14 protein-coding genes and 1 pseudogene are annotated in these 18,555 nt (G+C 55.5%); 9 read left to right on the top strand and 6 right to left on the bottom strand.

Annotated features, from left to right (window positions below; all coding sequences use genetic code 11):
* Window positions 1-361 precede the first annotated feature (361 nt).
* Window positions 362-1,264, bottom strand: coding sequence for a LysR family transcriptional regulator (locus HVZ37_RS20430; RefSeq protein WP_042999054.1), 903 nt, complete (start codon window positions 1,262-1,264; stop codon window positions 362-364).
* Between the two features lie 103 nt (window positions 1,265-1,367).
* On the opposite strand from HVZ37_RS20430, the gene HVZ37_RS20425 reads away from it, so the two are divergent.
* On the top strand, window positions 1,368-1,778 hold the full coding sequence (locus HVZ37_RS20425; RefSeq protein ID WP_042999055.1) for a CidA/LrgA family protein: 411 nt from the start codon (window positions 1,368-1,370) through the stop codon (window positions 1,776-1,778).
* Window positions 1,771-2,460, top strand: a complete 690-nt coding sequence (locus HVZ37_RS20420) for an LrgB family protein (RefSeq protein ID WP_044257358.1) — start codon at window positions 1,771-1,773, stop codon at window positions 2,458-2,460. Before HVZ37_RS20425 ends, HVZ37_RS20420 begins: the two co-directional genes overlap by 8 nt.
* Before the next feature lie 42 nt (window positions 2,461-2,502).
* On the opposite strand, the gene actP is transcribed toward HVZ37_RS20420, so the two are convergent.
* The 3 genes from actP to acs form a co-directional block, all read right to left on the bottom strand.
* Window positions 2,503-4,152 carry a cation/acetate symporter ActP gene (gene actP / locus HVZ37_RS20415; protein WP_042999057.1) on the bottom strand — a complete coding sequence of 550 codons (1,650 nt, stop codon included), beginning with the start codon at window positions 4,150-4,152 and terminating at the stop codon, window positions 2,503-2,505.
* Entirely contained in the window at window positions 4,149-4,463 is a 315-nt protein-coding gene (locus HVZ37_RS20410) for a DUF485 domain-containing protein (RefSeq protein WP_042999058.1), read from the bottom strand. Before HVZ37_RS20410 ends, actP begins: the two co-directional genes overlap by 4 nt.
* A 235-nt stretch (window positions 4,464-4,698) precedes the next feature.
* Window positions 4,699-6,657 (bottom strand): acetate--CoA ligase, encoded by a 1,959-nt coding sequence (gene acs / locus HVZ37_RS20405; protein ID WP_044257356.1) that lies wholly within the window; start codon window positions 6,655-6,657, stop codon window positions 4,699-4,701.
* Between the two features lie 431 nt (window positions 6,658-7,088).
* Here acs and nrfA point away from each other — a divergent pair, with 431 nt between their 5' ends.
* The 7 genes and pseudogenes from nrfA (at window position 7,089) to gltP (ending at window position 15,301) form a co-directional block, all read left to right on the top strand.
* Window positions 7,089-8,525 carry an ammonia-forming nitrite reductase cytochrome c552 subunit gene (gene nrfA / locus HVZ37_RS20400; RefSeq protein WP_042999061.1) on the top strand — a complete coding sequence of 479 codons (1,437 nt, stop codon included), beginning with the start codon at window positions 7,089-7,091 and terminating at the stop codon, window positions 8,523-8,525.
* A gap of 44 nt (window positions 8,526-8,569) precedes the next feature.
* The gene (nrfB, locus tag HVZ37_RS20395) at window positions 8,570-9,133 is read left to right on the top strand and encodes a cytochrome c nitrite reductase pentaheme subunit (protein WP_042999062.1); all 564 of its coding nucleotides are present in this window, start codon (window positions 8,570-8,572) and stop codon (window positions 9,131-9,133) included.
* The gene (nrfC, locus tag HVZ37_RS20390; RefSeq protein ID WP_042999063.1) at window positions 9,130-9,801 is read left to right on the top strand and encodes a cytochrome c nitrite reductase Fe-S protein; all 672 of its coding nucleotides are present in this window, start codon (window positions 9,130-9,132) and stop codon (window positions 9,799-9,801) included. Before nrfB ends, nrfC begins: the two co-directional genes overlap by 4 nt.
* A complete protein-coding gene (gene nrfD / locus HVZ37_RS20385) occupies window positions 9,798-10,754 on the top strand; it encodes a cytochrome c nitrite reductase subunit NrfD (RefSeq protein WP_042999064.1) in 957 nt (318 codons plus the stop codon). Before nrfC ends, nrfD begins: the two co-directional genes overlap by 4 nt.
* A 26-nt stretch (window positions 10,755-10,780) precedes the next feature.
* Window positions 10,781-12,998, top strand: a pseudogene (gene nrfF / locus HVZ37_RS20380) (heme lyase NrfEFG subunit NrfF).
* Window positions 12,985-13,593, top strand: a complete 609-nt coding sequence (gene nrfG / locus HVZ37_RS20370; protein WP_181627927.1) for a heme lyase NrfEFG subunit NrfG — start codon at window positions 12,985-12,987, stop codon at window positions 13,591-13,593. The pseudogene nrfF and the gene nrfG overlap by 14 nt, the downstream one beginning before the upstream one ends.
* A 397-nt stretch (window positions 13,594-13,990) precedes the next feature.
* Complete coding sequence (gene gltP / locus HVZ37_RS20365) at window positions 13,991-15,301, top strand: glutamate/aspartate:proton symporter GltP (protein WP_042999068.1); 1,311 nt, start codon at window positions 13,991-13,993, stop codon at window positions 15,299-15,301.
* A 97-nt stretch (window positions 15,302-15,398) separates the two neighbouring features.
* Here the strand turns inward: gltP and yjcO are convergent, their stop codons facing one another.
* Together yjcO and fdhF are read right to left on the bottom strand one after the other, a co-directional pair.
* Window positions 15,399-16,088 carry a Sel1 family TPR-like repeat protein YjcO gene (gene yjcO, locus HVZ37_RS20360; RefSeq protein ID WP_042999069.1) on the bottom strand — a complete coding sequence of 230 codons (690 nt, stop codon included), beginning with the start codon at window positions 16,086-16,088 and terminating at the stop codon, window positions 15,399-15,401.
* Between the two features lie 103 nt (window positions 16,089-16,191).
* Entirely contained in the window at window positions 16,192-18,339 is a 2,148-nt protein-coding gene (gene fdhF, locus HVZ37_RS20355; protein ID WP_080721659.1) for a formate dehydrogenase subunit alpha, read from the bottom strand.
* Window positions 18,340-18,555 lie beyond the last annotated feature (216 nt).

Below are 18,555 nucleotides of genomic sequence, written 5' to 3'. Positions count from 1 at the left end.
TTGTCTCGCCTGTTTGCCGGGCAGCGGCTAACGTCATGCCCGGCCTACTGTTCACATACAGGAAATTGAATTTTTTCATCCCTGGAATGTGGTGGTTGAAATTTGACCATTTTTTTATTGGTACGCCAGCAGACAAACCGGCACTACGAGAGGATGGTCATTTCGGCATTTTAAGGCGGTTTTTTGTACTTTCAGCGAATAGCAGGCGGATCTTACCTGCGTCAGGCCGGAATATACCTCATCAGACCGATCTTGCGCGCATGGGTTTTCATTCCCTGAACATTCAGACCTGTCACCGCATGGCGGTAAACCATCACTTCTGCGCAAATCGATATCGCACAGGCCACCGATGGCGGGATGCTTAACGGGCAACTGAGGGCACTTGCTCCGCCCAAAAACCTTCGCAGCACGATAACCACGCTTTGGCGCTGTGTGAGAGATACACCCCTTCGCGCCAAATCATCCCCAACTGCCAGCGCAACTCGCTTTCCAGCGGGATCCAGCGCAGCGTATTTTTATCCAGCCGTTCGCAGATGGGCTCCGGCAGAATGGCAATCCCCACGCCCGCCTGCACCATCGCCGCAAGAAAGTCCCACTGTCCGCTGCGTACCGCGATACGCGGCTTGACGTCATGCTCACTGAACAACTGCATTAACTGGCGGCTCAGGGCGAAATCTTCGTTGTAGATTAACAGCGGATGCTCGGCCAGCGCTTCTGGCGATACGGACTGGCAGGTGGTCCACTGACCGGAACGTGGCACCAGTACGCACAGGGGGTGGCTGAATACGGGTAACGTCGCCAGACCACTTTCTTCTTCCACGGGTAGCGCGGTCATCGCAACGTCCAGTTCACCATTCATCACCGCCTGCTGCACCGTTAACCCGCCAAACTCGGAAACCTTGAGCTCTACGCCGGGGTAACGCTGGCGAAACAGGCCGATCGGTCCGGCCATCAGCATGCCGACCATCGGCGGAATGCCAAGGCGCAGCAGCCCTTTGTTGAGATGGTTGATGTCGCCCAGTTCGGCTTCCAGTTGACGAAACTCGGCCAGAATCGCCAGCCCGCGTTCAAACACCACGCGACCGGTATCGGTGAGCAATAGCTTGCGGCCGTCGCGGATCAGAAGCGTACAGTTCAGTTCATCTTCCAGATTTTTCAACATCTTGCTGATGGTCGGTTGGGTGACAAAGAGCTTCTCTGCTGCGCGGGTGAAGCTCTGTTGGCGCACCACTTCAACAAAATAACGCAGCGTTCTGATATCCATGAGTATTCCTTCCGACTATGCCTGTAATGATTTTAATTCATTTCAGTCATCGGCGGGGTCTCTCTATACTGGCGTTCCCTATTATTTTTCAGGATGTTCCCTCATGGCTGTGGCGATAAGCCGCGTTACGCCTGCCGTTTTGCAACGACTTCAGGTTCCGGTTCAGGTACTGCTGTATGCAGGTTTGTTTATCGTTGCGCAATATCTTGTCTCCTGGCTGCATCTGCCGTTACCGGCCAATCTGGTGGGGATGGTGTTGATGCTGGCGCTGATTGTCTGTCGCATCCTGCCGCTGAGCTGGGTTCGCGCCGGGGCGCGCTGGCTACTGGCGGAGATGCTGCTGTTTTTTGTTCCGGCGGTCGTGGCGGTGGTGAACTATGCCCATCTGCTGCTGGTGGACGGCTGGCGGATTTTTTCGGTCATTGCGATCAGTACGCTAATGGTGCTCGGTGCCACGGCATGGGTGGTGGATAAGGTCTATCGCTATGAGATAAGCAGGTTAAACCGTGACTAATCTCCAGCTCAGCGTGCTCTGCCTGGCGATTACGCTGGTTATCTATTTCGCCAATAAACGTCTGTACCGTCGTTTTCGTAAGCTGCCGTTGATGCCGCTGGTCCTCACGCCCGCGCTGCTGGTGTTGATGCTGGTGTTGGGGCATATCTCCTGGCAAAGCTATATCGGTGAATCCCATTGGCTGTTGTGGCTGCTTGGCCCGGCAACGATCGCTTTTGCCGTGCCGGTTTACGACAATTTCGCCATCATCAAACGTCACTGGATGTCACTGACCGCAGGCGTGGTGACGGCAACGGTGGTCGCGGTGACCAGTTCCGTCTGGCTGGCGCGCTTATTTACCCTGCCGGACGAAATTCAGCGCAGCCTGGCGGTGCGTTCGGTGACCACGCCGTTTGCCCTTGCGGCGGCTGAACCATTGGGTGGGCAGCCGGATTTAGTGGCGCTGTTTGTGGTGGTGACCGGCGTCTTTGGCATGGCGGTCGGGGATGCGCTGTTTTTACGTCTGTCGATTCGTGAAGGGATGGCGAAAGGCGCAGGATTTGGCGCGGCGTCGCACGGTGCGGGAACGGCGCGCTCGTATGAGCTTGGTCAGCAGGAGGGCGTGGTTGCCAGCCTGGTGATGATGCTTTCCGGTGTGGTGATGGTGCTGGTCGCCCCGCTGGTGGCAAGGCTGATGTTCTGAGAATGGATCCCCGGTCAGCGTGACCGGGGAAAAGCGTGTCGATTAGTGGGCGCGGCCTTGTTCGACGCCGAAGCCCGTCTGGGAACGGATAAACTGAGCACGGAACTGCTCACGCTCGCGATTCCCTTCTGTCGAGTTATCCGTGGCAGAGAAGAACCAGATCCCCAGGAATGCCACGGTAATGGAGAACAGCGCCGGGTATTCATACGGGAAGATAGCTTTTTCGTGACCGAGGATTTGTACCCAAATGGTGGGGCCAAGAACCATCAGCACGACGGCCGTCAGCAGACCCAACCAGCCGCCCATCATCGCGCCACGCGTGGTCAGCTTCGACCAGTACATGGAAAGCAGGATGATCGGGAAGTTGCAGCTCGCGGCGATAGCAAACGCCAGACCCACCATGAAAGCGATGTTTTGATTCTCGAACAGCACGCCGAGAATAATCGCAATCACGCCCAGCACCAGTACGGTGATTTTCGACACCCGCAACTCTTCACGTTCGGTCGCCCCTTTACGGAACACGTTCGCATACAGATCGTGAGAAACCGCAGATGCACCCGCCAGCGTCAGACCAGCGACGACCGCCAGAATGGTGGCGAACGCCACGGCGGAAATAAAGCCGAGGAACAGGTTACCGCCCACCGCATTCGCCAGATGTACCGCCGCCATGTTGTTCCCGCCAATCAATGCGCCCGCCGCGTCTTTATACGCCGGATTGGCACCGACCAGCATGATGGCGCCAAAGCCGATGATGAAGGTCAGGATGTAGAAATAACCCATAAAACCGGTGGCATAGAACACGCTCTTACGCGCTTCGCGGGCATCGCTGACCGTGAAGAAACGCATCAGGATGTGCGGCAGGCCTGCCGTACCAAACATCAGGCCGAGCCCCAGTGAGAGCGCGGAGATTGGGTCTTTCACCAACCCGCCAGGGCTCATAATCGCAGAGCCTTTCGGGTGAACCGCCATCGCTTCGGTGAACAGGTTATTGAAGCTAAAGCCGACGTGCTTCATCACCATAAAGGCCATAAAGCTGGCGCCGAACAGCAGCAGCACGGCTTTGATGATCTGCACCCACGTGGTTGCCAGCATGCCGCCGAACAGCACGTACATCATCATCAGCACACCGACCAGCACCACCGCAATGTGGTAGTTCAGGCCGAACAGCAGTTCAATCAGTTTGCCCGCACCGACCATCTGTGCAATCAGATAAAGGGCAACCACCACCAGCGAACCGCAGGCCGACAGAATACGGATCGGGCCTTGCTTCAGGCGATAAGAGGCCACATCGGCAAAGGTATAGCGACCGAGGTTACGCAGACGCTCGGCGATCAGGAACAGGATGATCGGCCAGCCGACGAGGAAGCCCAGCGAGTAGATCAACCCGTCATAGCCGGAGGTAAACACCAGTGCGGAGATCCCGAGGAACGACGCCGCCGACATGTAATCGCCCGCAATCGCCAGTCCGTTCTGGAAGCCGGTGATATTTCCGCCCGCCGTATAGTAGTCGCTGCGTGAACGCACGCGTTTAGAGGCCCAGTACGTAATACCCAGCGTAAACACAACGAAAATCAGAAACATGACAATCGCCTGCCAGTTGGTTGGCTGGCGTTGTACTGCACCGCTAATGGCATCCGCCGCGTTGGCCGCGAAGGGTAGTGTGGCGGCAAGCGCCGTCAGGACTCTCTTCATAATGCGTTAACCTCGTGCAGTACTGCCTTGTTCAGACGGTCAAATTCGCCGTTCGCCCGCCAGATGTAGATGCCGGTCAGAACGAAAGAGATCAGAATCACCCCCACACCAATCGGAATACCCCGGGTGACGCTGGTTCCCTCATGAAGCGGGGTTCCCAGCCAGCCAGGCGCAAAAGCAATCAGTAGAATAAAGCTGATATAGACCACCAGCATGATGATCGACAGTATCGTGGCAAACCGTTGCCTTTTTTCAACTAATTCCCTGAAACGCGCACTGTCTTCTATCCGCTGATAAATGGTGTCATTCATCACAGAGTCTCCAGAGGCCCCCTGAGTCTTTCACGCCACAGATGCGTTGGCCGCACTTGCACACCCCAGTCACATAGTGAACGATGTGACCGGGGATGAGCTCGCTTGCCGCCTTCCTGTGACACGAAATCCTTTGGGGAGGTTTTTATATTTCCCCTCCCAATGAAGAGAGGGTAGGGTCAGAACTTGTAGGGGCGTAGGCCGGATCAGCGCAACGCCATCCGGCATCTTTTTATTATGATGGCATCGCGATGGCCTGCTTCTCTTCGAGCAGCTTCTCTACCACGCCAGGATCGGCGAGCGTCGAGGTATCGCCCAGATTGCTGGTATCGCCCGCCGCGATCTTGCGCAAAATACGGCGCATGATTTTGCCGGAACGGGTTTTTGGCAGTGAGTCGGTCCAGTGCAGCACGTCTGGCGTCGCCAGCGGGCCAATCTCTTTACGTACCCAGTTGCGCACGTCGGCGTACAGTTCAGGCGACGGCTCTTCGCCGTGATTCAGCGTCACATAGGCATAAATCGCCTGGCCCTTGATGTTATGCGGAATGCCGACCACCGCCGCTTCGGCAATCTTGGGATGCGCCACCAGCGCGGATTCAATTTCCGCCGTGCCCAGACGGTGACCGGAGACGTTCAGCACGTCGTCAACGCGCCCGGTGATCCAGTAGTAACCGTCTTCGTCACGACGCGCGCCATCGCCGCTGAAGTACATGTTTTTAAAGGTTGAGAAGTAGGTTTGCTCAAAGCGTTCATGATCGCCGAACAGCGTACGCGCCTGTCCAGGCCAGGAGTCGGTGATCACCAGGTTGCCTTCGGTGGCCCCTTCCTGCGGATGGCCTTCGTTATCCACCAGCGCCGGCTGCACGCCGAAGAACGGGCGGGTAGCGGAACCCGCTTTCAGTTCGGTTGCGCCCGGCAGCGGGGTGATCATGAAGCCACCGGTTTCGGTCTGCCACCAGGTATCCACCACCGGGCATTTTTCGTTACCGATCTTTTTCCAGTACCACTCCCACGCTTCCGGGTTGATCGGCTCGCCAACCGATCCCAGAATGCGCAGCGATGAGCGGTCAGTGCCCTCAATCGCCTTATCGCCTTCCGCCATCAGGGCGCGGATCGCCGTCGGCGCGGTGTAGAGAATATTGACCTTATGCTTATCCACCACCTGGCTCATGCGCGCCGGCGTCGGCCAGTTCGGCACGCCTTCAAACATCAGCGTGGTAGCGCCGCAGGCCAGCGGCCCATACAGCAGGTAGCTATGTCCGGTAACCCAACCCACATCGGCGGTGCACCAGTAGATATCGCCCGGATGGTAATCAAACACATATTTAAAGGTCGTTGCGGCATATACCAGATAGCCGCCGGTGGTGTGCAACACGCCCTTCGGTTTACCGGTGGAGCCCGAGGTATAGAGGATGAACAGCGGATCTTCGGCGTTCATCTCTGCGGGTTGATGCTCAGGGCTGGCTTTTTCAATCAGATCGCTCCACCACAGGTCGCGACCTTCCTGCCACTCGATGTTGCCGCCGGTGCGCTTGAGTACAACCACATGCTCGATGGTTTTCACGTTCGGGTTTTTCAGCGCATCGTCGACGTTTTTCTTCAGCGGAATGCTGCGACCAGCGCGCACGCCTTCATCAGCGGTAATCACCAGCTTCGAACTGGAATCAATGATGCGACCGGCGACCGCTTCCGGCGAGAAACCGCCGAAGATCACCGAATGTATGGCACCAATGCGGGCGCAGGCCAGCATCGCGACGGCGGCCTCTGGCACCATTGGCATATAGATCGCCACCACATCGCCTTTTTTAATCCCCAGATCCTGCAGCGTATTGGCGAAACGGCAGACATCGCGATGCAGTTCGCGATAGCTAATATGTTTGCTCTGCGAGGCGTCATCGCCTTCCCAGATGATGGCGGTGCGTTCGCCATTTTCCTGCAGGTGGCGGTCGAGACAGTTGGCCGCCAGGTTCAGCGTGCCGTCCTCATACCATTTAATGGAGACATTGCCCGGTGCGAAAGAGGTGTTCTTCACTTTCTGGTACGGCGTGATCCAGTCGAGAATTTTTCCCTGCTCGCCCCAGAAGGTATCTGGCTCGTTAATAGATTGTTGATACTTCGCTTCGTACTGCTCCGGATTTATCAGGCAACGATCCGCAATGTTTGCGGGAATAGCGTGTTTGTGAATTTGGCTCATGGCTTTTGTTCTCCTTGTAGGATGTTAATAATATGTCTCATAAACGTTAAATGTAGGGGCTTTGACAGTTTTGTTTAGCTTTTGCGCGACAGATCACGCAATACAGGAATTGTGCAAATTAACGGCAATACGTTTTTTGAAGGAAACCAACAAAAGTTGGTAAAATCTTTCCGTTACAGAGGGTTATGTTAATTATTCACGAACGGTGATCGAGGTCGAAAAAGAGGAAAGGAGTAGAGAAAAAACGGCTTGACTAACTCTAAAGTGGTATTTTACATACACTTACAATTGATTAAAGACAACATTTTGAGTGTGGTTTTTTGTTACATCTAGATTAGGGCAATGTCATGGCGGTGTGTGTGGTTATCGTCATGGATAGAATAAAAAAGAACCGTCATTGAACGCAATGGCGCAATCTGGATGAGACCTCTATGGCAAGGATTACACTACGCGCACGTCGTTTCTTCAGCCTGATCGTACCGCTGTTTTTCATTTCTGCGGTTTATGCTGAGCAAACGCCCGAACCCGCAAAATCAGTTACCGTTGAAGCGAAGAATGAAGTCTTCGCCCCTCAGCATCCCGATCAATACCTCTCATGGAAAGCGACTTCAGAGCAATCAAAACGTGAAGACGCGTTAGCGGAAGATCCCCGTCTGGTGATCTTGTGGGCGGGATATCCGTTCTCCCGTGATTACAACAAACCGCGTGGGCACGCCTATGCGGTGACCGACGTGCGTGAAACCTTACGTACCGGCGCCCCAAAAAACGCTGAAGACGGTCCATTGCCGATGGCCTGCTGGAGCTGTAAAAGCCCGGACGTGGCGCGTTTGATCCAGAAAGACGGTGAAGATGGCTACTTCCACGGCAAATGGGCGCGCGGCGGCCCGGAAATCGTGAATAACCTGGGCTGCGGCGACTGCCATAACACGGCGTCACCTGACTTTGCGAAAGGTAAACCTGAGCTGACGTTGTCTCGTCCGTATGCGGAACGTGCGATGGAGACCATCGGTAAGCCATTCGATAAAGCCGGTCGTTTCGACCAGCAGTCGATGGTTTGCGGGCAATGCCACGTTGAATATTATTTTGACGGCAAAGACAAAGCCGTGAAGTTCCCGTGGGATGACGGCATGAAAGTCGAAGACATGGAGAAATACTATGACGCCATTACCTTCTCTGACTGGACCAACTCGCTGTCAAAAGCGCCGATGCTGAAAGCACAGCATCCGGAATATGAAACCTGGAGCGTGGGTATTCACGGCAAAAACAATGTGACCTGTATTGACTGTCATATGCCGAAAGTGCAGAACGCCGAAGGAAAACTCTATACCGATCATAAGATTGGCAATCCGTTCGACAACTTCCCGCAAACCTGTGCGAACTGCCATACCCAGGACAAAGCCTCTCTGCAAAACGTGGTCGCTGAGCGTAAGAAGGCAATCAATGGGCTGAAAATCAAAGTTGAAGATCAACTGGTTCGTGCGCACTTCGAAGCGAAAGCGGCCTGGGATGCGGGAGCAACGGAAGCGGAAATGAAGCCGATTCTGAGCGATATCCGTCACGCGCAGTGGCGCTGGGATCTGGCCATTGCCTCTCACGGTATCCATATGCACGCCCCGGAGGAAGGTCTGCGGATGTTAGGTATCGCGATGGACAAAGCCGCCGATGCGCGGACTAAGCTGGCGCGTCTGTTGGCAACCAAAGGCATCACCCATGAAATCGCAATTCCGGATATCTCCACCAAAGAGAAAGCCCAGGCGGCCATTGGTCTGAACATGCAGCAGATTAACGCCGATAAACAGGACTTTATCAAAACGGTGATCCCGCAGTGGGAAGAACAGGCGCGTAAAAACGGTTTGTTAAGCCAATAACCCCATTCCGCCTCGCAAGGGGCGGATAACTCAACGGAGTGAATATGAGCGTATTACGTTCGTTATTAACTGCTGGGGTGCTGGCGTCAGGTCTGTTATGGAGCCTGAGTGGAATAACCGCCACGCCAACGCCGCAGGAATCGGAACGCTGGGAGGTGACGCCACAGCGTAGCCCGGATGCCGCGTGTCTGGACTGTCACAAGCCGGATACCGAAGGGATGCATGGTAAGCATGCGTCCGTAACCAATCCGAACAATAAACTGCCGGTCACCTGTACTAACTGTCATGGCAAGCCATCGCCTCAGCACCGTGAAGGGGCGAAGGATGTGATGCGCTTTAACGAGCCGATGTATAACGTGGAGCAGCAGAACAGCGTTTGTCTGTCCTGCCACTTGCCTGAACAGTTGCAAAAAGCGTTCTGGCCGCACGATGTCCACGTGACTAAAGTGGCCTGCGCCAGTTGTCATTCGCTGCATCCGAAGCAAGACACGATGCAGACGTTAAGCGATAAAGGACGAGTTAAGATTTGCGTCGATTGCCACAGCGATCAGCGTAACAACCCGAACTTTAATCCGGCGTCTGTGCCCTTGCTTAAGGAGCATCCATGAGTTGCTCTCGTCGCCAGTTCATCACCGGCGTCGGCGCGCTGGTGGCCGTCAGCGGTACTGCAGGACGCGTGGTGGCGAAAACGTTGAATATCAACGGCGTGCGATACGGCATGGTGCATGATGAATCATTATGCATCGGCTGTACCGCCTGTATGGATGCCTGTCGGGAAGTCAACAACGTGCCGGAAGGCGTGTCGCGACTGACCATCATTCGCAGCGAACCGCTGGGCACGTTTCCGGATGTGAAGTACCGCTTCTTCCGCCATTCGTGCCAGCACTGCGATCACGCGCCGTGCGTTGACGTCTGCCCGACCGGGGCGTCGTATCGCGATGCCGCGAATGGCATCGTGGATGTGAACCCGGATCTCTGCGTCGGCTGTCAGTACTGCATCGCCGCGTGTCCGTACCGCGTGCGCTTTATCCATCCGGTCACGAAAACAGCGGATAAATGCGATTTTTGCCGTAAAACCAATCTGAAAGCGGGCAAACTGCCTGCCTGCGTCGAGTCTTGCCCGACGAAGGCGCTGACGTTTGGTAATCTGGACGATCCTGACAGCGATATTTCCCGGCTGCTGCGGCAGAAAACCACCTATCGCTACAAGCTGGCGCTGGGTACCAAACCGAAGGTCTACCGCGTTCCCTTTAAATATGGGGAGGTGAGCCAATGACAAACGCATCTGCTTTCCACTTTGAATCGCTGGTGTGGGACTGGCCCATCGCCATCTATCTGTTTCTGATCGGCATCTCTGCCGGACTGGTGACGCTGTCAATCCTGCTGCGCCGTTACCATCCGGAGGCGGGTGGAGCGGACAGTACGCTGCTGCGCACCACGCTGGTCGTGGGGCCGGGGGCGATTATTCTCGGCCTGCTGATTCTGATCTTCCACCTGACGCGTCCCTGGACCTTCTGGAAACTGATGTTCCACTATAGCTTTACGTCGGTGATGTCGATGGGGGTTCTGCTATTCCAGCTTTATATGGTGGTGCTGATTCTGTGGCTGGCCATCATCTTTCAAAAAGAGGTGATGGCTCTGCAACAGCGTTGGTTCCCCCGTCTTGGACTGGTGCAGAAAGTGTTGACGCTGTTAACGCCGTTCAACCGTGGACTCGAAACGCTAATGTTGGTACTGGCGGTGCTGCTGGGCGCCTACACCGGTTTCCTGCTTTCGGTGCTGAAATCGTATCCGTTCCTGAATAACCCGATCCTGCCGGTGCTGTTCCTGTTTTCCGGGATCTCCTCTGGTGCGGCGGTGGCGCTGATTGCGATGGCATTACGTCAGCGTGGTAATCCGCACAGTACCGAGGCGCATTTTATTCACCGTGTGGAAACCCCGGTGGTGTGGCTGGAGATCTTCCTGCTGGCCGCCTTCTTTGTGGGGCTGGCTCTGGGCGATGACGGCAAAATGCGCGCGCTGTCGGCGGCACTGGGTGGTGGCTTCTGGACCTGGTGGTTCTGGCTCGGCGTCGCGGGGCTGGGACTGATCGTTCCCATGTTACTGAAACCCTGGGCCAACCGCGGTTCGACGTTTCATGGTGTGCTGGCGGTCTGTGGTGCCAGCCTGACGGGCGTGCTGTTACTGCGCTTTTTCATTCTTTATGCTGGACAGCTCACGGTTGCATAAGCATGGCTGTGAGGGAAAGGTGATTTCTGGACGTACTCCTTCCTGAAGCCGGTTTTCTGGCACTGTTATTCAGCCTCGGGGTCAACGTATTGACCCCGCTTGCCGTACTGGCAGGTGAACGCCAGCGCTGGCAGAGCGTAATGCGTCTGGCGAGCGTGGGCGTCTGGGCGCAATTTGCGTGCCTGCTGCTCGCCGTCTTGATTCTGGTGTTCTGCTTTCTGACCAGCGATTTCTCCGTTATCTATGTGGCCCAACATAGTCACAGCCTGTTGTCGTGGGGACTCAAGCTGGCGGCGGTGTGGGGCGGTCACGAAGGATCTCTGCTGCTGTGGGTGTTATTTCTGTCCGGCTGGAGCGCGCTGTTTGCCTGGCGCTATCGCCGCGAATCTGATCCTCTGTTTCCGTTCACACTCGGCGTACTCTCGGCGATCACCGCATTGCTGCTGCTGTTTGTGGTGTTCTGGTCCGATCCGTTTGTCCGTATCTTTCCGCCAGCGATAGAAGGGCGCGATCTCAACCCGATGCTGCAACATCTGGGGCTGATCCTGCATCCGCCATTGCTGTATCTGGGGTACGGCGGCCTGATGGTCGCTGCCGGAGTGGCGCTAGCGTCGTTGCTGCGCGGTGATTTCACGACGTTGACCGCCTGGGTGTGCTGGCGCTGGGCGCTGCCCGGTTGGTGTGCGCTGACGCTTGGCATCATTCTCGGTTCATGGTGGGCCTATTGCGAACTGGGGTGGGGCGGCTGGTGGTTCTGGGACCCGGTGGAAAACGCGTCTTTATTACCCTGGCTTTCTGCCAGTGCGCTGCTGCACAGCCTGTATGTATCGCGTGAACGCGGCATTTTTCGCCACTGGTCGCTACTGCTGGCCATTGTCACGCTCATCCTCTCTTTGCTGGGCACGCTGATTGTCCGTTCCGGTATTCTCGTTTCTGTACACGCTTTTGCGCTGGATAATGTGCGCGCCGTGCCGCTGTTTGCCCTCTTTGCCATTCTGAGTCTGGCCGCGCTCGGCTTGTACGGCTGGCGCGCGCGGGCTAACCAACAGGCCGTTCGTCTGAGCGGCTGGTCACGCGAAATGCTGATTCTGGCAGCGCTGCTGCTCTTTTGCGCGGTGCTGCTGATCGTACTGATTGGCACGCTCTACCCGATGATTTATGGCCTGCTGGGCTGGGGACGACTCTCCGTTGGCGCGCCCTATTTTAACCGCGCCACCTTGCCGTTTGGCTTGCTGATGTTGGTGGTGATCGTGACAGCGATGGTCAGAAGCCGGAAGAGGGCCGTACACCGCCAGCTTCCGGCGCTGCTGGCGCACGCAGGTGTGCTGGTTTTTGCCGCGGGGATCCTCTTCTCCAGCGGCAGTCGTCAGGAGGTAAGCCTTAACCTGAGCCCAGGTCAGCAGGTTGAACTGGCGGGGTACACCTTCCGCTTTGAACGGCTGGATCTGGCCGCGAAAGGGAACTACACCACCGAAAAGGCGCTTATTACGCTGTGGCAGGGCGACAAACGAATCGGTAGCCTGACGCCCGAGCGGCGCTTTTATTCCGCCCGTCGCCAGCAAATGATGGAACCTGGCATTCACTGGGATCTGCTTCATGACTGGTATGCGGTGATGGGTGAAAAAACGGGCGAGGAACGGTATGCCCTGCGCCTGTATGTGCAAAGCGGCGTGCGCTGGATTTGGGGCGGGGGGCTGTTGATGATTGCCGGGGCGCTGCTCAGCGGCTGGCGTGGGAGAAAGCGCGATGCGTAATGAACCGCGGTTTTTGTCGGAGGTTTTGCCGGATGGCGGCGCATGGTTTAAGCACGGCGCAGGCCTGATAAGCGCAGCGTCATCAGGCACCATCATTGCGTTTATCTTACTGCTGGTTATCTCCTTTTCCGCTCACGCTCAGGTGGTTGATACCTGGGCTTTTGAGAACCCGCAGCAGCAGGAAAAGGCGTTGTCGATTGCCAGCCAGCTTCGCTGTCCGCAGTGCCAGAATCAAAACTTGCTGGAATCCAATGCGCCGGTTGCGGTCAGCATGCGCCACCAGGTCTATACGATGGTGGCAGAAGGGAAAGATGAAGCTGAAATCACCGCCTGGATGACCGCGCGGTACGGTGATTTTGTCCGCTATAACCCGCCGCTCACCGGGCAGACGCTGCTGCTGTGGGCATTACCGTGCCTGCTGTTGCTGCTGGTTGGAGGGATTTTGTGGCGCGTCAGCAGGCGAAAAGGGGGCAACGATGAGACAACCTGAACCGTCACGCCCGATGCCTGTCAGACGACTGACTCTGGCGGCAGTGCTGATGGTCATCGTCTGTCTGTGCGGCTATCTGCTGTCGCCGAAATGGCAGGCCGTGCGAGACGAACAACGACGACTGGCCGATCCGCTGCATGAATTTGCAGAAACCGCGACGCCGGAGGCCCAACTGATAGCCCTGCAAAAACAGATTCGCGCCAACCCACAGGACAGCGAAAAGTGGGCGCTCCTCGGCGAGTATTATCTGTGGCGCAATGATTATGATAATGCGCTGCTGGCTTATGGTCAGGCGCTGCGTAGCCGTGGAGAGAATGCGGAGATCTATTCGGCGCTGGCGACCGTGCTCTACTACCAGGCCGGGCAGCACATGACGCTGGCGACCCGCGAGATGATTGATAAGGCGCTGGCGCTGGATGCCGGGGAAGTGACTGCGCTGATGCTACTGGCGTCGGATGCATTTATGCAGGCGGATTACAAACAGGCGATTTTGCAGTGGCAAAAAGTCCTGGATTTGAATTCGCCGCGGGTGAATCGTGCGCAGCTGATAGACTCGATAAATATGGCAAAGTTATTACAGAACCGACAGAAATAGATTTGTGTTTTTGCGCGATTTATCTGTTTAAAAAACAGGCAAATGAACCTCGCCGCCAAAATAATTCATGACGGTTATAATTCAAAAACGCAGATTTAAAAATCTTTCCATAACAAATAGTTATGCAATATAAACCCGATAAATTCGCGTTATTATGCATTATTTCAGCGAAAAGCCCTGTTCTTAAAGGGTTGCGCAAGATGCCCTGCAAATGGTACTGATTATACACCCGTCATACTTCAAGCTGCAGGTGTGTTGGCTTCCTGCAACTCGGACTATTTAGGGTATAGCGTTAAAAAACTCTACTAACCAACGCAACACAATTCATACCCTTTCAGTATGTATCCATTCCTGCGCGATGAACAGGAGTGGCGTTCCATTGAGGAAGTTCGTCGTTATGAAAAGTTTTAAACTCAGTCTGGCCTGGCAGATCCTGATTGCCATGGTGCTGGGCATTTTACTCGGCAGTTATCTGCATTATCACAGCGACAGCCGCGAGTGGCTGATTGCAAACCTGCTCTCTCCGGCAGGGGATATCTTTATCCATCTGATTAAAATGATCGTCGTGCCGATTGTGATCTCCACGCTGATTGTCGGGATTGCCGGTGTCGGCGATGCGAAACAACTGGGACGTATCGGCGCGAAAACCATTCTCTATTTCGAAGTGATCACGACGATTGCCATTATCCTCGGGATTACGCTGGCGAACGTCTTCCAGCCGGGTTCCGGCATTGATATGTCGCAACTGGCGACCGTGGACATTTCGAAATACCAGAACACGACGGCAGAGGTGCAGAGCCACGCGCATGGCCTGATGGGCACCATTCTGTCGCTGGTCCCGACAAACATCGTTGCTTCGATGGCGAAAGGCGACATGCTGCCAATCATCTTCTTCTCGGTGCTGTTTGGTCTGGGGCTTTCCTCGCTACCGGCAACGCATCGTGAGCCGCTGGTGACGGTGTTCCGCTCCATTTCCGAAACCATGTTTAAAGTGACGCACATGGTCATGCGCTATGCACCCGTCGGGGTATTCGCGCTGATCGCCGTGACCGTGGCGAACTTCGGTTTTGCCTCGCTGTGGCCGTTGGCGAAGCTGGTGCTGTTGGTTCACTTCGCGATCCTGTTCTTCGCGCTGGTGGTGCTGGGTATCGTCGCGCGTATTTGCGGACTGAGTATCTGGATCCTGATCCGCATTCTGAAGGATGAATTGATTCTGGCGTACTCCACCGCCAGCTCTGAAAGCGTGCTGCCGCGAATTATCGAGAAGATGGAAGCCTACGGCGCGCCAGCCTCGATCACCAGTTTTGTGGTGCCGACCGGCTACTCGTTTAACCTCGATGGCTCGACCCTGTATCAGAGTATTGCGGCGATCTTCATCGCGCAGTTGTACGGTATCGACCTGTCGCTGTGGCAGGAAATCGTGCTGGTGCTGACGCTGATGGTGACATCGAAAGGGATTGCTGGCGTGCCGGGCGTCTCCTTCGTGGTATTGCTGGCAACGCTTGGTAGCGTGGGCATCCCGCTGGAAGGCCTGGCCTTTATCGCCGGGGTCGACCGTATTCTCGACATGGCGCGTACGGCGCTGAACGTGGTGGGGAATGCGCTGGCGGTACTGGTGATTGCCAAATGGGAACACAAGTTTGATCGCAAAAAAGCGCTGGCGTATGAGCGCGAAGTACTGGGGAAATTCGATAAGACTGCCCAGTAACGGTAAACGGTCTGCCGGATGGCGCTGCGCCTTATCCGGCCTACGAGTCGACATCGCTTGTAGGCCTGATAAGCAAAGCGCCATCAGGTAATCTGAGTCAGCCGTTCGTTAATCGGTCAAACTCTTCGCAGCCGGTATCGAATCCTTCGGTACAGCTCAGATTCAACCAGTGCAGCGCCTTCTGTTTATTCTTCTCAATAAAGCCCTGTTCGCCGTTCAGAAACATCATTCCCGCCCAGTATTCGGAATACCCGGTGCGAGAGATGGCGGAACTGCGTTTGAAGTACCAGGTCGCTTTATCATCATCAGCCTGAATCCCGACACCGTTGGCGTAAATCAAACCGAGCAGCATCTGCGCATCTACGGCCACATCACTCTCCAGATTTTCAGAGGCGTTTTGCAGCAGGGAGATGGCTTTGGGGTAATCGGTTTTACCGGCCTGCGTATTCACCAGAATGCGTGCCAGCGTAATTTCGCCCGCTTTACTGCCCGCCCGGGCGGCCTTCTCCGCCAGCATTTTTGCTTCCGGGTAATCCAGACTGACCGGATTAGTGATTTTAATCTGCGCCAGCAGCGCACAGGCGTCCGCATCGCCATTGTCGGCGGATTTCTGTGCCCAGTATTCGGCTTTGCTTAAATCGCCGAAGCTAAACCAGCTGTCAGCAAGGTAATATTGCGCGCGTTTGTCACCTGCCTCTGCGGCCTGCAAATACTGGCTTCCAGGCTCAGGATCGGCAGCACGGGCAAAGAATGTCATCAATAACATCAATGCAAGAAGTGGTTTCATTATTAAGTTTTAATTAGGGTACGGAATGGACAGTATAAAGAGATCGTATGGATAAAAAAACAGCCTCCAGGGTGGAGGCTGTTGAGATGCATCAACGTTGTGGTTAGCCCATTGCGGTTTCGCGCAGGCGAGCCTTCAGCTTGTTGTATTCATCAATCACGTACTGCTCGGCGGCGGACTGATTGGCAATCGGCTCCACGCGCACGGCGCAATACTTGTACTCTGGCGTTTTGGTAATCGGGCTTAAGTTCTCGGTCACCAGCTCGTTACAGGCACCAATCCACCACTGGTAGGTCATATAGATAGCCCCTTTGTTCGGGCGCTCGCTGACCTGCGCGCGGGTGATAATTTTGCCTTTACGTGAGTGAACCCACACCAGTGCTTCATCTTCAATGCCCAGACGCGCCGCATCGGCCGCGTTGATTTGCGCATAGCCTGGTTCATCCGCCAGCGCGGCCAGGGCCGCACAGTTACCGGTCATCGAACGACAGGAGTAGTGGCCGACTTCACGCACCGTCGACAGTACCATCGGGTACTCGTCGGTGAGTTTATCGATCGGCGCAACCCAGTCGCAGGTGAAGAACTGTGCCATGCCGTTCGGGGTATCAAACTTCTCTTTAAAGAGGTATGAGGTCCCCTGATCGGCGTCTGACGTGTCGCGGCAAGGCCACTGGATGTAGCCCAGTTCGCCCATCTTCTCGTAAGTCGCCCCGTAGAAATCCGGGCACAGATGACGCAACTCATCCCAGATCTCCTGGGTGTTGTTGTAGTGCATCGGATACCCCATCCGGGTGGCGATCTCACTGATGATTTGCCAGTCGGTTTTCAGATCCCACTTCGGCTCAACGGCTTTAAAGAAGCGCTGGAAACCACGGTCAGCAGCGGTAAAGACCCCTTCATGCTCGCCCCACGACGTCGACGGTAAAATGACATCTGCCGCCGATGCGGTTTTGGTCATAAAGATGTCCTGCACGATGACCAGTTCCAGATCCTCAAAGCCTTTGCGCACTGCGGAGAGTTCCGCATCCGTTTGCAACGGATCTTCGCCCATAATGTACGCCGCACGCACTTCGCCATGCGCCGCACGGTGCGGCAGCTCGCTGATGCGATAGCCAGTGTGCGCAGGCAGGCTGTCCACGCCCCAGGCTTTGGCGAATTTCTCGCGGTTAGCCGGATCTTTCACATACTGATAGCCCGGATAGGTATCCGGCAGCGCACCCATATCGCACGCGCCCTGAACGTTGTTCTGGCCACGTACCGGGTTAACGCCCACGCTGGGCTTACCGAGGTTGCCGGTCAGCATCGCGAGGCTGGTCAGTGAACGCACGGTTTCTACACCCTGATAGAACTGGGTGACGCCCATGCCCCACAGGATGGTCGCGCTTTTCGCACCGGCATACATCCGCGCGGCCTGACGAATTTCACTCGCGCTAATGCCGGTTATCTCCTCGACGGACTCCGGCGTATAGCCTTCGACAATCTTGCGGTACTCTTCAAAACCTTCCGTACGGGAGGCGACAAACGCCTGGTCGTACAGATTTTCTTCAATAATGACATGGCCCATCGCGTTCAACAGTGCGATATTCGAGCCGTTTCGCAGAGCGATGTGCATGTCGGCAATGCGCGCGGTTTCAATTTTGCGCGGATCGCAGACGATAATTTTCGCCCCGTTACGTTTAGCGTTAATCACGTGATTCGCCACAATCGGGTGGGAATCCGCCGGGTTGTAACCGAAGATAAACACTAAATCGGTGTTATCAATTTCGTTAATGGCATTGCTCATTGCGCCGTTACCGACCGACTGGTGCAGACCTGCAACCGATGGGCCGTGTCAGACGCGAGCGCAGCAGTCAACGTTATTGGTACCAATAACGGCGCGCGCAAATTTTTGCATGATGTAGTTGGTTTCATTCCCGGTGCCGCGCGACGAGCCGGTCGTCTGGATGGCATCAGGGCCGTATTTCGCTTTGATGGCGCTCAGGCGTTCGGCGACATAATTCAGCGCTTCATCCCAGGAAACTGATTCCAGTTTGCCGCCACGCTGGCGACGAATCATAGGCGTTTTCAGGCGCGGGGTCAGGATCTGGGTATCGTTAATAAAATCCCAGCCGTAATAGCCCTTCAGACACAGAGTACCCTGATTGGTTTTCCCCTGCGCCGCCTCAGCCCGGACGATTTTGCCGTTATTGACCACCAGGTTTATCTTGCAACCTGATGCGCAATACGGGCAAACCGTGACGACTTTTTTCATCGGTCTCGCTCCAGTTAATCAAATCGCGCATACACGCTTGTCGACCTGAGTATGCATCTTTTATGCCACATTTTAATTGGGGGCTTTCCCTGATATTACGGATAATTTTTGGACAAAACCCTGACGAAAAACAGGCTGTCGTCATATTTGACGTGACGATTTGGCGTTGTGCCGACGGAGGCTGTAGCGGAACCCGATACGAAATTGAGATTCCTC

This window comes from Citrobacter sp. RHB35-C17 (genome assembly GCF_013816795.1).
In the GTDB taxonomy this organism is placed as follows: Bacteria; Pseudomonadota; Gammaproteobacteria; order Enterobacterales; family Enterobacteriaceae; genus Citrobacter_A; species Citrobacter_A amalonaticus.
This window is presented reverse-complemented; position numbering and strand designations above follow the sequence as displayed.

Excerpts from the sequence above, each read along its gene's own strand:
- nrfC (WP_042999063.1), top strand. The coding sequence starts at position 9,130 with ATGAGTTGCTCTCGTCGCCAGTTCATCACCGGCGTCGGCGCGCTGGTG.
- yjcO (WP_042999069.1), bottom strand. The coding sequence starts at position 16,088 with ATGAAACCACTTCTTGCATTGATGTTATTGATGACATTCTTTGCCCGT.
- actP (WP_042999057.1), bottom strand. The coding sequence starts at position 4,152 with ATGAAGAGAGTCCTGACGGCGCTTGCCGCCACACTACCCTTCGCGGCC.
- nrfA (WP_042999061.1), top strand. The coding sequence starts at position 7,089 with ATGGCAAGGATTACACTACGCGCACGTCGTTTCTTCAGCCTGATCGTA.
- HVZ37_RS20425 (WP_042999055.1), top strand. The coding sequence starts at position 1,368 with ATGGCTGTGGCGATAAGCCGCGTTACGCCTGCCGTTTTGCAACGACTT.
- acs (WP_044257356.1), bottom strand. The coding sequence starts at position 6,657 with ATGAGCCAAATTCACAAACACGCTATTCCCGCAAACATTGCGGATCGT.
- HVZ37_RS20410 (WP_042999058.1), bottom strand. The coding sequence starts at position 4,463 with ATGAATGACACCATTTATCAGCGGATAGAAGACAGTGCGCGTTTCAGG.
- nrfG (WP_181627927.1), top strand. The coding sequence starts at position 12,985 with ATGAGACAACCTGAACCGTCACGCCCGATGCCTGTCAGACGACTGACT.
- nrfB (WP_042999062.1), top strand. The coding sequence starts at position 8,570 with ATGAGCGTATTACGTTCGTTATTAACTGCTGGGGTGCTGGCGTCAGGT.
- nrfD (WP_042999064.1), top strand. The coding sequence starts at position 9,798 with ATGACAAACGCATCTGCTTTCCACTTTGAATCGCTGGTGTGGGACTGG.
- HVZ37_RS20430 (WP_042999054.1), bottom strand. The coding sequence starts at position 1,264 with ATGGATATCAGAACGCTGCGTTATTTTGTTGAAGTGGTGCGCCAACAG.
- gltP (WP_042999068.1), top strand. The coding sequence starts at position 13,991 with ATGAAAAGTTTTAAACTCAGTCTGGCCTGGCAGATCCTGATTGCCATG.